Below are 13259 nucleotides of genomic sequence, written 5' to 3' on the forward strand. Positions count from 1 at the left end.
TTCCTTTTTCACCCATTCACCCATTCACCCATTCAGCGATTCAGCGGTAGTTCGCCGACCAGGTCGCCCATCAGTTTCTGGGCAACGCCACTGGTGGTGCTGAAGCCCCAGCCGCTTCGTGCACCACTGGCGCTCCACAGCACTTCGCCATTGTTGACGTCGAGGACGCGCAAGCTGACGCCCACGGCGGGTTCTCCATCGAGTCCGGTCTTGTAGTGCCACTCATCCACCGAGCCGGTGATGCCGTAACGAATGCCTTGTTGCTGTGCCCAGCTCAGCGCATCTTGCAGGTCACGGTCGCCATGCAGGTCAAGCAGCCCGGTGGGCGTGGCGCGTGGGGCCATGGCAAGCGAGCTGATGCCACGCTGATGGAGCAGGGTGGTCAGGCCAGCTTCCGCGCGCTGCCCGGCCATGGGGGTTTCGGAATGGTTGGCGACCGGCAGCATCGCCCAGCTTGCGCTGGCGTCGAGTGCCGAGCCGCGATGGACATCGGTAACAGCGCAGCCCCCCAGGAGCCACAGTAGACCGGTGATGACCATCAGGTTGCGAAGATGCAGTCGTTGGCATGTCATGGGAGTTTCTCCTTGCTAGGGGTGGGTCGCTGAGGGGCGGCCCAGGAACAGCTGGTAGGTCAAAACGGCACCCAGTTGGGTGTCACCATTGGCACCGGTGCCCTGGTCCAGTTCGAGCCGCAGGCTCAATTCATCGTTGCCGAACAGGCGCGTACCCACTGCGAGTCCGGCATTGAAGCCAATATCCCGGTCGGGCAGGCGGTAGCCGGTCTCCAGGTCGAGGCTCAGCCTTGGCGAGGCGACGTCGGGGTAGGCGGCGCCGGGCTCGCCACGTGACAGGCTGATGCCCGCGCCGATGAAGGTCGAGCGGTCGGCCAGCAGGTCATCCTCGCCGAGGCCGTTGGTGGGCAGACGCAGCAGGCTATCGGCGGGCAGCGTGTCTTTCAGGTCATTGCGCTGGTGATTGGCCAACAGGCGAAGGTCGAGCCGACGGGTGGCACCCTTGATCAACGCGTGGCGCCATTCGCTTTCCAGGCGATAACCATCGCCGAGCCGCTCGCGCTCCTCGCGACTGCGGTAGATCAGGTGACGGGCATCCAGGCTAAGGGTGTCCCGTGCGGTGGGCTGCCATTCCAGCCCGAGTGCGGCACTGTCTTCCTGTCCGAGCAAACGCATCAGGTCACTGGCGTCGGATGTCTGCCCCAGGGCCACCTCGGCGGTGCCGGCGAGCCGGGCGGTGGCCTGCCAGCGATGCTGCAGGGCCATCTTCCAACGGCTATCGGCGTCGCTGTCGACCATGCCGACGGTCAGACGAGTATCGTTGCGCGGCCCGTTCCACCCCGGTCCTTTCCAACCCAAGGTCAGCTCGACGTCGCGCTCCTCCGTGAGCCCGCTGGCGTCCACGGCCAGGCCGTCCACATCCAGGTCATGCCTGATCAGGTCCAGGCGCCCCCACCAACGCTCTCCAGCACGCTCGTAGGCAAGTGCCTGGCTGGTCTCGCTAAGTTCCCCAAGCTCCCGGTAGCGGCCCTCGACGAGCGCACGGTGAGGCAGTTGATTGGCCAGTTCGACGATATCGCGGCGGTGATCGTGGCCTCCCTGATTGAGTTCCTGCGCCAGCGCCATGGCCTCTTCGCGGCGGTCGAGCTGGCGCAGCACCGCGAGGCGGTCGGCCCCCGACAGCGCGGCGTCCTCGGCCTCGAGCAAGCGGCGCAGCGTGGCCTTGTCGTTGCTGTCCAGTGCCACCGTGAGGGTCTGCCAGGTCGGGCTTTCATGCCCCTGGTCGCGTGCGCGAAGCAACAGATAGCGGGCATGGGCAGGCTGCTGCAGGGCTTGATGGGCATCGAACAGCCAGTCACTGTCCTCGGCGCTTGGCGGTGTCTCGGCGAAGGCATCCACCGCCAGCGCGCGATACCAGCCCAGAGCGCTGTCGGGCCCGCTCAGCGTGGTCGCGGCCGTCATCGCTCGGACCTGCTCGCGACGGGCCTCGACGCTCAACGGGGCCGGTGCCTCGAGGGTGCGGGCGAGTGTCGGCAGCAGGTCGGCAAGGGCGCGGCGGCGCATCTCGAAGGCCGCATTACGCTGGCCGGCCAGGCTCAGCAGGTCGGCATGATCCAGTGCGCGCCAGGGGTCCCGGGTTCCCGCCCGATCGGCCATTCGCATCCAGCGCAGCGCACGATCCAGCTCACCCAGCTGGCGGTGGCCCTCGGCCATGGCCAGCGTCATGTCGCTATCCCCACGTGCCTGAGACTGCCATTCAACAAGCCGTTGGCGCAGTGCGGCCCGATCTCCACCCGCCGCCAGGGCGAACAGCATGCCGGCACGCAGACTGGGGTTGTCGCCATCCAGGGCGAGGGCTCGCTCATAGGCCGCACGTGCCGTGGCGGGGCGGTGGTCCTGAAGGGCCTGTCCGCCCAGAGCCCCCCAGTAGTCCGGAGAGTTCGCGACCCGTTCCGGCGCCTCATCGGCAAGTGCCAGCAGGGCGCGCGCGAGGTCGGGCCGACGCTCCCGCTGAGCCAGGAAGAACATCTGGACAAGGGCGTCGGTATCACGCTCATTGGCCCAGCGCTGCCGGGTGACTGCCATGGCGAGCTCCAGGTCGCCGCTGTCGGCGGCGGCCTGGATCAGCCGTGAGGCACTATTATCGTCGAGTTCGCCCTGCTCGTTGACCATGCGATAGGCCTGGCTGCTGGCGGCGGCATCCCCGGCAAGCCAGGCCAGTTCGGCGCGTTGGCGCCAGTAGTCGTTGGTCAGCGAAGCGCCGGTCGTGGGTTCACTGGTGGCAAGCACGGCCAGTGCGGCGTCCAGCTCCCAGCGCTGGGCGAGCAAGCGGCCCCTGGCCTGGACCGCCTCCTGCCGCGTGCCGGGTTGATTGGCCAACGCTTGCCAGGCCTGTTCGGCCTCGGCTTCGCGCCCCGCCTGTTCAAGCCATAATGCCCGCCGCCGTGCTAGCGCAGGGTCGTTGATGCCACTGGCCTGCCAGCCTTGTATGCGGGCAATCGCGGCATCGGGGTCGCCTTGATATTCCAGCAGGTCGACCAGCATCCGGCGCTCTTCCAGGGTGATGTCGCCGCGGCTCTCCAGTCGGCCGAGCGCGGCCAGTGCCATGGGGCGCTGGTGAAGGCTAATCGCCAGGGTCACCACCTCACGGTCATGGCTGGACTGGCCGCTGGCGCGGGCCAGGGCATCCAGGTTGGTGAGTGCTCGCTGCGGCTGGCCGGCCCATATCTGGGCCCTGGCAAGGCCTTCCAGGTGGTCGAGCCGTTGCGGTTGCAGCTCGCGTAGATGCGTCAGGCTGTCGATGGCCAGCTCGGCACGGTTGAGCCCCAGGGCAATGGCGACATGGCGCTCCAGGGCAGCGATGTTGTCGGGTTGCCCGTCCAGATAGCGCCGTGACCATTCGAGCGCCTGCTCTGGCTGACCATGGGCCAGGGCCAGGCGAATGCCGATATCGAGCAGTTGCGGGTCGTCCGGGTAGAAGGATAGATACTCGCGGGCATACTCGACGCCAATGTCCGTACTGCTCTGCTCGGCGGCCAACAGGGCCTCGATGGCGGCCTCGCGGCGTGGTGGGGTATCCGAGCCCAGGGCGGGCAGCTCCGACTGGGCATGGGCGGCGGGGATCACCCAGCCCAGCCAGCCGAGTGGAGGCTTGTCGTCGTCGGCCAGTTGCCAGGCACGATGCCAGGCGGCGGCGGAGCGTTGCGGGTCACCGGCCTTCAGCCACCAGGTGCCGGCACGGGTCAGCCAGCGGTAGCGCTGTTCTGGGTCCCGCTCGGCGAGGTGCTCGAAACAGCCGGCGGCCCGCCCGGGATGGCCCATGGCCAACCATTGGTCGGCGATGCGGGCCAGACGCTCGTTGCCAAGCGCCGGATGATTCTCGAGGTTAGCTAGCCGAGCGGCCAAATGTTGCGCTGCCACAGACCGCGACGGGTCGGTCGGCTCGAGCGCGGCATGCTCGAGCATGTCCAACTCGAGCAGCAGCCATTGCAGCTCGATGTCATCGTTGCCCTCCAGGCTGACGAATAGTTCACGCGCGGCCTGGAAATCACCGACTTGCATCAGCCGCCGGGCGAGCGAGGTCCTCAGTTCGAGGTTCTCGGGACTTGCCTTGAGCAACGCCCAACCGTAGAGGATCGCCATGCGGTCCAGTGCGTTGTCCTGAGCTTCAAGCCTGAGCAGCTCACGCGCGGGAAACATCCCGATGAGAATCACCACCAGCACGATACCCAGGATGCGCAGCGTCAGTGGGCGAATCAGGTGACCGGGCGAGGCGTTCGGGGGAAGGCGAGGATCATTGGCCACAGGACACCTCGATACGCCCGGATTGGGCGTCGGAGTAGTGGAGGACCAGCGCATCGCCACGGCGCTCCTGACGGGCACCGGGGGCGTCGACGCGGCAGCCGGCAACGGCGGCGAGTTCGACCTTCAGCGGGATATCCTCGGCGGCTAGGCGCATCGAGAGCAGACGCGGGGAGTGTGCCTGCCACTCGGTGATGCGACCGTTGGCCATGGCCAGGTGTGGCGTTGCTGGTGGGCGTGGCGTCAGGTAGATGAGCGCATCGCCTTGCCCGCTGAGCGCGACATAGCGTCCGGCAGGAATTTCCCTGACCCCCGCCACGTCTTGTGAACGGCTCAAATCGGGCCAGCCGAGCTCGCTTGGCAGGCGCAGCGTACGGGTCTGGGTGGCGCCTCGGATTTGCCACCCGCCATCGAGTCGCCTGGCGACGCCCAGGTCGTACCACTGGGTCGCAATATCGCTCCAGGTACTGGTATAGAGCGGCAGGGTCTCCTGGGTCAGCACGTAGTCGTAGACCTGCTTGAGCGCATTGAGCGCGGCGGGGCTTGCCGCCGAGTAGAAGTGGTAATAGATATCGATCGGCTTGAGACGCCTGGGCTGGTCGGTGAGCTGGTAGGTTTCCACCGCGCGTCGGTAGCCCCAAAGCGGGCCGAGCATGTCGTTGGTGTAGACGTTCTCGTTGATCTGCGGGGCATAGACCTGCAGGTAGGCGCCCTGGGGTCGCAGCATCGACGAGACACGGGTCAGCGAGGGAAAGCTTCTGGTGATGCTGGTGTTGCCACCATTCAAGTTGCGCAGCCCAAGCCGCTCACTGATCGCCAGGGCCTCCTCGGGTGGCAGGGCGTTGCCGGTCCACAGCACCACCTTCACTGGCTTGCCGGGGGGGGCCAGGTGGCGGTTGATATAGTCGGTGGAGCCGGCAATCTCGCGTTCCAGGGAAAAGCGGTAATTCGGCAGCGGCAGGTTGTAGTTGAACCCCGCGCGGGTCTGCCCCTGGCCCGCCAGGTCGCCATCTACCAGGTTTTCCCATTCGAAGGGGTGGCTGTAGGTATGGGTGGCCACCTCGACCCAGGGCAGCGAGAAGATACGCCGTGCCAGGGGTTCGAGGCGGGAACGCAAGTGGGGATAGAGCCCCGTGGGGCCAATCTCGCCCTCGATGATCGAGACGGTGGTCGGCACCCGGTAGCGCGAGAGGATCTCGTCGAGCATCACCTCGCCTGTATAGGGGGCGCCGGGGAAGTCCCCTTGGCTGACAAAGGCATCACCATCGATCTGGGTGATCCAGTAGCGGGCACCATTCTCGGTGGTGGGGTCCGGCACCGGTACCACCGGCAGGTCTAGAGAACGCTCGAGGAACGCAAACGGGTCGAGAATCCAGCGCAGCTGGAATTCGGTGGCCTGCTGAAGTATCCAGGGCGCGGTGGCGATCCCCCCCCAGGGGCCGGTGATCACCGGGTTGAATTCGGTACCTTTTGCATCGCGCAGTGTCAGGTGCGTGGTCAAGCCGGCGCGTGTTGGCGCGTATCCGCCTTCAAAGAAACCCGACCGGTCGGGCATGCCCTCGAACCCCATCAGCGCGTCATGGGCAACGATCTCGAGATTGCGCTGATCGGGCAGCGAGACACTTCGCAGCCCCATGAACTCACCCAGGGGGCTGGACAGCGTCACGCCGGGGTCGCCAAGGATCACCGCCTTGAGGCCGTTCTCGAGTTGGCCGAGCAACCAGTCGGAATACGCTGGCGCATTGGCCAGTGGGGCGCTGAACCAGCTGACCACGCCCGCGTAGCGCCCATGCAGTACATCGCTGGGCAGCGGGCCGTTGGCATCCAGGTATTCAGCACCATAGCCAAGGTACTCCAGCGGCATGGCCAGGTAGCGATGGGCATTGCCGTAGGCGAGCTCCCCGGCCTCGGTTTCGGACTTGTCGTAGAGCACCAGCACGCGACGCGGTATCGGCTCGATGAGCCCGACGCCGACCTGGTCGAGCATTGGCACGCTGACCCAGGGGATGAAGCCGTCATCGGCGATGCGCCGGGCGATATCCCTGGCCAGTTCGCGATCGGCGGCAGGCACGTAGTCGATGGCGATGGCGGGAAGGCCATACTGATCTCGGGCCCTGGCCAGTTGGTCGCCCAACCATTGCCGGTCGGCGGCGTCCACCGGCCCGTAGATCCCGCTAGAGGGATGCCAACGATGGTGAAGCGACTCGGCAGCGACCCCGACGATCTGGCCATGTACTTGATCGAGTACCTCGAAACCGCGATTGAGCAGCAGCTTCATGCCGGGGAAACGCTGCTGGATATCGCCGATCAATGCCACCAGCGCACGTTGCTGTGCCGCTGCCTCGTCACCCTCTGGGGCGAAGCGCTGGTAGCTGTCCAGGGTGTCGAGGAACAGCGCACGGTAACCTGCCTCCCACAAGGGCGAGATGCGCTGTTCAACGAGGTAGCGCTGCCATTCGGGGCGGGTGAGATCGGCGATGCGGCTGTCCCAATCGGGGTTGTGATCGACCAGCACTGACTCGGGCAGCCCTTCGGGATAGGGGCGCCAGGGGTCCAGTTCGCCGACGCTGACATAGGCAAAGGCTTGGCCGCCGTGACGCTCCAGGGCCTGGCGTTGCCCTGCCTGGAGGTTTGCCGCCTCGACGACGATCCAGTCGAACTGGTCGAGCAGTTCGACCGGTGCCTCATTGCCGTAATAAAACGCGACACTTGGCCTCGTGCCCTCCCGGGCCACTGCCGTGGTGCAGGACAGCAGGACTAAAAAGCACAATGCGCCGACTTCTAGCCACCTGATCATGGAAGCCTCCTGGGGTCGAAGGTCAATAGGGACGAACGTCAAAGGGTTGAGCGTCTCAAGACGCGCAGAAAACGGGCCGGACTTCAGGCGCTGGCCAGGTGGCGACGTCGTCGAGCCTCGGCAACCAGTGCGGCAAGGCCCTCCTTGAGCGTCCAGTCAGGCGTGATGCCAAGCCAGGCCGATAGCCGCTGGGTGTCGCCCCAGGAATCACGAATATCCTCGCTGCGTGGCGGTTGCTGGCTAACGTGCAGGTGGCAGTCAGTGAGGTCGGCGAGCAGGTCGAGCAGCTCCAGCAAGTCGATACGCTGCCCGGTGGCCACGTTGCATACCCCTTGTTGATGACCGAGCAGTGCAGCGAGGTTGGCTCTTGCCACGTCGCCGACATAGACGAAATCACGTGTCTGGCGGCCGTCACCAAACAGTGTCGGTGAGCGGTGGTCGAGCAGGCAGTCGAGGAAACGCGCGATCACCCCGGCATAGGGAGAGTGCGGGTCCTGGCGAGGTCCATAGACATTGAAGTAGCGCAGGCCGAGGCTCGAGAGTCCATGAATGCTCTCGAACAGCGTGGCATATCGCTCGTCGACCCATTTCTCCAGGCCATAGGGTGACAGCGGGGCGGCGGAGGATTTTTCGAAGATCGGCAATTGCGTCGGAATGCCGTAGACGGCGGCGGATGACGCATAGACGAGGCGGGTGATGCCCGCCTCGGCGGCGGCCTGCATCACGGTCACCGCGCCAATGATGTTCTGCTCGGCCGACGCCACCGGGTCTTCAACCGAACGGCTGACAGAGACTTGGGCGGCAAGGTGCAGGCAGTGGCTCATGCCCTGGATGGCGGATCTCACACACTCGGCATCACGAATGTCTCCCTTGATGACCTCCAGCCGGTCGTGATTGGGAAGGTTGTCGAGGCTCCCGCTGGAGAGGTTGTCCAGCACGCGAACCCGGAACCCCTGGGCAAGCAATAGCTCAACGCTGTGGGAGCCGATGAAACCCGCGCCACCCGTGACCAGGACTTGCCTGATGATATTGACCATGATCGTTCCCCTATCGAGCGGAGGCTCTGCGACCACCTGCTCGTGACTTTCCGTGTGCTTGGTAACGTTTTGTGACTAACTCTTACAAAGCTTAAGGGGAACTCGCTTCACCGTCCGCCTGATACTGGCTGATGACGGGACGCATATTACTCAGGGATGACTAATCAGAAGTCTCATCAATGAAGGGAGGCGGGGCCGGCTCGAGGGATCGCCGGCCCGAAAGGCGGGGTCAGGAGGGGGTCGATCGCACAACACCGGTATCGCCACCAAGCAGCAGCACATCGGCGCCACGCGCGGCGAACAGGCCATTGGTGACCACCCCGACGATGGCATTGAGTCGCGCTTCCATCGCCACGGGGTCGTCGATCATGAAGTCGTGGCAGTCGATGATCTGGTTGCCGTTATCGGTTACCACACCCTCGCGATAGACCGGGTGGGCGCCCAGCTTGACCAGTTCGCGAGCCAGGTAGGAGCGCGCCATGGGGATCACCTCCACCGGCAGCGGGAAGGCGCCAAGGCATTCGACGCGCTTGGAGGCATCGGCGATACAGATGAAGCGTTCGGCGCAGGCGGCGACGATCTTTTCGCGCGTCAGTGCCGCTCCTCCCCCCTTGATCATGTGCAAGTGAGCGTTCACTTCGTCCGCGCCGTCGATATAGAAGGGAATGCTGCCGACATCGTTGAGCTCAAAGACCTCGATGCCCTGTCCGCGCAGGCGTTCGGCGCTGGCCTCGGAGCTTGCCACTGCGCCCTTGAAATCGTGGCGCAGGCGGCCCAGCCGGTCGATGAAACGGTTGGCGGTGGAGCCCGTGCCGATGCCAAGCACGGTATCGCGTTCGAGCCAGGGCTGGATTTCGTCGATGGCGGCCGCGGCCACGGCATCCTTCAGTTGGTCCTGGGTCATGTAGTGTTCTCCGATGGAGGGGAGTGGGAGAAAAGCATCCGGCAAGCCGGGCGCATTATAGGCCAGTCTGGCGCTTGGGGGATGCCGGGTCATGGGCTTGGCCGGGCGTCGGACGAGGGTTGCGCTGGACGGCGCCCCGGCGGGGATGCTACCAATAGGGGTTTTTCGCGTCACGCCGCTGGGATATCAGGATGCTCGAAGCTACCGTCAAGAAGATTCTCCAGGCCCGGGTCTACGAAGCCGCTCGGGAAACGCCGATCTCCCCGGCCCCCTTTTTGTCCCGCCGCTTCAATAACACCATCCTGATCAAGCGCGAGGACCTTCAGCCAGTCTTCTCCTTCAAGATTCGCGGTGCCTACAACAAGATGGCGCAGCTCAGCGACGAGCAGAAAGCCAAGGGTGTGATCGCCGCCTCCGCCGGCAACCATGCCCAGGGACTGGCCATGGCCGCCAAGTTGATGGGGGTCAAGGCGGTAATCGTGATGCCGCGCATCACTCCCGAGATCAAGGTGGCCGCGGTACGTGCGCGAGGCGCGCGGGTGGTGCTCAAGGGAGATGCCTTCGCGGCGGCCGCCGAGCATGCTCAGGAGTTGATCAAGGAGCATGGCTATACCTACATTCCGCCGTTCGATGATATCGACGTGATCGCCGGGCAAGGCACCATTGCCATGGAGATCCTTCATCAGCATGCCGGGCCACTCGACGCGATCTTCGTGCCGGTTGGCGGTGGCGGCTTGATCGCCGGCATCGCGGCCTATGTGAAGTACCTGCGGCCCGACATCAAGGTGATCGGCGTCGAGTCCGAGGACAGCGCCTGCCTCAAGGCGGCCATGGAAGCCGGTGAGCGGGTCGTGCTCGACCAGGTGGGTGTATTCGCCGAGGGCGTGGCGGTGGCGCAGATCGGCGAGGTACCGTTCTCGATCATCCACGACCTGCTCGATGGCGTGATCACCGTGAATACCGACGAGATGTGCGCCGCAGTCAAGGACATCTTCGAAGATACCCGTGCGGTTTCCGAGACTTCCGGCGCGCTGTCGCTGGCCGGCCTGAAGAAGTACATCCAGCAGACGGGTGCTGAAGGCAAGACCCTGTTGTGCATCAACTCCGGCGCCAATACCAACTTCGATCGCCTGCAGCACATCGCCGAGCGCACCGAGCTCGGCGAGCAGCGCGAGGCGATCCTCGCGGTGACCATTCCCGAGAAACCGGGCAGCTTCAAGAAGTTCTGCAAGACTATCGGCAAGCGCATGGTCACCGAATTCAACTATCGCTACGCCGACCCGGGCCAGGCGCACATCTTCGTGGGTGTGCAGGTCAAGCCTGGTGGCGATGACCGCCAGGCGGTCATCGAACGGCTGCGCGACGCCGACTATCCGGTGGAGGACCTCACCGATAACGAATTGGCCAAGCTGCATATCCGCCACCTGGGTGGTGGGCGTCCCAAGGAGCAGTTCGAAGAAGAGGTCTACCGCTTCGAGTTTCCCGAGCGTCCCGGTGCGTTGATGAACTTTCTCACCCATCTTCCCCAGGACTGGAACATCTCGATGTTTCATTACCGCAATCACGGGGCGGCATACGGGCGAGTGCTGGTCGGGATGCAGATTCCCAACGGCGATCGTGCCCATGTCGAGGAGTACTTCGATGCCATCGGCTACCGCTACTGGAAGGAAACCGACAACGCGGCCTACCGGTTGTTCATGGCCTGACCCCATTGATTGCGCGTTGCGGAAAGGTGTCGGGTCTAGATCGGTGAATCCAGCGCTGTCCTTACAGGAGTGGTCGATGTGAATGCTGACTAACCTCACGACCTTCGGGTGGCGAGTGTTCGAAAATGTAACGAACAACGTTAAGCGCTTGTCAACATGGTGTTACTGGACCTATAGTCATCGTCAATCTAATGCCCTCGTTCAGGGCACACTAATACGTAATATCCTGTTTTCGGAGTCGACGATGAAGCGCAAGCCCGATCTGGTCATGGCATTGGTGCTGTTCTTTGGCATTGGTGTCGTGGCGACAGGCTACGCCCAAGCGCTGGCGGGAGGTTGAGGTTCCCCCTTCGCGTCTGCTGGCCTGGGCTTCACGCCAGGCGGGCCAGATAGACCGACGATCCCCAACGGGCCGGTGCAGATGACTGCACCGGCCCGTTTCGTTGTACCAGACGTTTCCAGCCCTTTTCAGGGCCGGAGCACCCTCAGGTCGCTGGCAATGGCATCCAGCGGTACGTCCCAGGGGGCAACGGGCAGGCGAGGCACACGCTGAACGTCATGGGCTACCCCGATCAGACAGGGGCGAGGGCCCGCGCGGCGGGTAAAGGCCAGGGTGCGGTCATAGAAGCCGCCGCCCATGCCCATGCGCTGCCCGGCATCGTCGAAGCCGACCAGGGGCAGGAGTATCAGGTCCAGCGCCCAGGCCGGCAGGCGTCGTGCACGATGGGCGCCATGGCGAATCTGCGGTTCCGGTATGCCGAAGCGATTGGTGACCATGGGGGTACCGGAATGATAGCGCACGAACCACAGGTGGTTGCGGGAGAGCGGCTTCAGGACCGGAAGGAAGACACGGGCACCACGGCGTTCCAGCCATTGAATCAGTGGCGTGGGGTCGATTTCGCCGTCGTTGGGCAGGTAGAGCGCCACACGCCGAGCGCGTTGGACCTCATGCAGGCCGCGCAGTCTGCGGCACAGTCGCCGCGACGCCTCGCGTTGCTGGCGTGGCGACAGGGCACGACGTTGATTCCTCAGCATCCGACGCAAGGCCTTGCGTGAGAGGTCGAGGGAAGCGGGTGCGGCGGGTTCCTGCATGAGGGGTGTCATGTTGGAAGAGGTTCCCCAGAGTGCCGCTGTCGTTCTGGCCCTTGAACCCATTGGTTCAAGGTGGGTGGCCGCAGCCGAACCGTCAGGCTTTCCGTCGCACGGACATGCACACGGGTCCGGCTAGCTGTTGGCCCCCTGGGTACTGCGCATAGGCTCGAGGGACGATAACGACTGGCAAACACCCCAGGGAACGCTCTCATCCTATCAGAGCGGCACAGCGGTTCCAAAGCAATCGTTTCCAAAGCCTTTGTTGGAAAGCCTTCGATGGAAAGCCTGGCATGCTCAACGTGGCGGCGTATCGGCAAGTGCCGCTTCGAGTCGCGAACTCAGTGCATCGAGACTACGCTCGCTGTCACGCTGGGCATCGAGGGTTTCCAGAAGCTCATGGGTGATGTTGAGTGCGGCCATGATGGCGATCCGCTCGCTGCCGAGCAGGTTGTTCTGGGCGTGTATTCCATTCATCGCCTTGTCCAGGTATCGGGCGGCCCGCTCGAGCTTGTCCTGCTCGTCGGGTGGGCAGGCGATGACATAGTAGCGTCCCAGCAGGGAAATCTCGGTGGTCGGCCGCGATGCATCGGTCATGTGGGGCTCCGGCTCGGTCCGGCCGGGTAAGCGCAGGCCGCGCGTCCCGGTGGCCCGATGCGTTAACATCCAGGGGAGAAAGTATCGATGCCCACTATAAGAGAGCCGTTCTCGAGCGGTCAACGCGCAGCGCTCGTGACGCGTGACGTGATATCCACCACACCTCGCATTCAGACCCGGATCCCTGACATGTCCTTGATCAACGAACACCAGGATTTTTCGACCATTGCCGACCTCTTTCTGCTGCATGGCAGCATGCAGTCGCCGGCGTTCCTCGACGGCAGGCTGTGCGCTGGCCTTGCGCTGCATGATCTGCCGCCCGATGTGTGGCTGGAACAGGTCTGCCTGACGCTTGGCGTCGAACAACCCCGCGATGAGCCGAGCGCCGAGTGCCTGCTTGGCTGGCGGCGGCAGACGCTTGAGGCTCTCAGCGCGGCGGAGCTCGATTACCAACCGCTGTTGCCCGATGAGCTGTTCTCGCTGGCCGAACATGCCCAGGGGCTGAAGGAGTGGACGCTGGGCTTCCTGGAGGTCGTCCAGGATGCCGGCGAGGCCCTGCGCAAGGGGTGGTCCAGTGCGCTGTGCGAAGCCCTGGAGGATCTCGAGGGCATCGCCGGCATGGACACCGACATCGACGACGGTGCCGATAACGAAGCGGATCTGTTTGCCTTGACCGAGCATGCGCGCATGGCCGCCATGCTGCTGTATACCGAGCAGCACCCGGGCCAGCCCCAGGTCGAGCGCAGCGACGACGAGACGCGCCACTGAGTGCCCTGTGCTCAGGGCTTTCGTTTCAACCCTGGCGAGCCTCATCGA

9 protein-coding genes and 1 other RNA gene are annotated in these 13259 nt (G+C 64.4%); 2 read left to right on the forward strand and 8 right to left on the reverse strand.

The features are described from left to right. Positions 1–32: 32 nt before the first annotated feature. From C6V82_RS09035 to rpiA, 5 genes are all read right to left on the reverse strand, one after another. A complete protein-coding gene (locus tag C6V82_RS09035) occupies positions 33–572 on the reverse strand; it encodes a hypothetical protein (protein ID WP_102587636.1) in 540 nt (179 codons plus the stop codon). Between the two features lie 15 nt (positions 573–587). Continuing rightward, positions 588–4316, reverse strand: coding sequence for a tetratricopeptide repeat protein (locus C6V82_RS09040; protein ID WP_180978253.1), 3729 nt, complete (start codon positions 4314–4316; stop codon positions 588–590). After that, on the reverse strand, positions 4306–7110 hold the full coding sequence (locus tag C6V82_RS09045; RefSeq protein ID WP_102587638.1) for a bifunctional glycoside hydrolase/polysaccharide deacetylase family protein: 2805 nt from the start codon (positions 7108–7110) through the stop codon (positions 4306–4308). The genes C6V82_RS09040 and C6V82_RS09045 overlap by 11 nt, the downstream gene beginning before the upstream one ends. An 83-nt stretch (positions 7111–7193) precedes the next feature. Further along, positions 7194–8147, reverse strand: coding sequence for an NAD-dependent epimerase/dehydratase family protein (locus tag C6V82_RS09050; protein WP_102587639.1), 954 nt, complete (start codon positions 8145–8147; stop codon positions 7194–7196). Between the two features lie 229 nt (positions 8148–8376). After that, a complete protein-coding gene (gene rpiA, locus C6V82_RS09055; protein ID WP_102587640.1) occupies positions 8377–9051 on the reverse strand; it encodes a ribose-5-phosphate isomerase RpiA in 675 nt (224 codons plus the stop codon). A gap of 191 nt (positions 9052–9242) precedes the next feature. Between rpiA and ilvA the strand changes: the two genes are divergently transcribed. Continuing rightward, the gene (gene ilvA, locus C6V82_RS09060; RefSeq protein WP_102587641.1) at positions 9243–10757 is read left to right on the forward strand and encodes a threonine ammonia-lyase, biosynthetic; all 1515 of its coding nucleotides are present in this window, start codon (positions 9243–9245) and stop codon (positions 10755–10757) included. A 468-nt stretch (positions 10758–11225) separates the two neighbouring features. Here ilvA and C6V82_RS09065 read toward each other — a convergent pair whose 3' ends face one another. The 3 genes from C6V82_RS09065 to C6V82_RS09075 all read right to left on the reverse strand — a co-directional run bounded on the left by C6V82_RS09065 (position 11226) and on the right by C6V82_RS09075 (position 12443). Then, positions 11226–11861: a 5-formyltetrahydrofolate cyclo-ligase gene (locus tag C6V82_RS09065; RefSeq protein ID WP_102587642.1), complete on the reverse strand. Its 636-nt coding sequence runs from the start codon at positions 11859–11861 to the stop codon at positions 11226–11228. Positions 11862–11869: 8 nt separating this feature from the next. Further along, positions 11870–12054: non-coding RNA, 6S RNA (ssrS, locus tag C6V82_RS09070), on the reverse strand. Positions 12055–12143: 89 nt separating this feature from the next. Further along, positions 12144–12443, reverse strand: a complete 300-nt coding sequence (locus tag C6V82_RS09075) for a cell division protein ZapA (protein WP_102587643.1) — start codon at positions 12441–12443, stop codon at positions 12144–12146. 189 nt (positions 12444–12632) lie between these two features. Here C6V82_RS09075 and C6V82_RS09080 point away from each other — a divergent pair, with 189 nt between their 5' ends. Further along, positions 12633–13211, forward strand: a complete 579-nt coding sequence (locus tag C6V82_RS09080) for a UPF0149 family protein (protein ID WP_102587644.1) — start codon at positions 12633–12635, stop codon at positions 13209–13211. The last annotated feature ends 48 nt before the right edge of the window (positions 13212–13259 follow it).

Source organism: Halomonas urumqiensis (assembly GCF_003028575.1).
Taxonomy (GTDB): domain Bacteria; phylum Pseudomonadota; class Gammaproteobacteria; order Pseudomonadales; family Halomonadaceae; genus Halomonas; species Halomonas urumqiensis.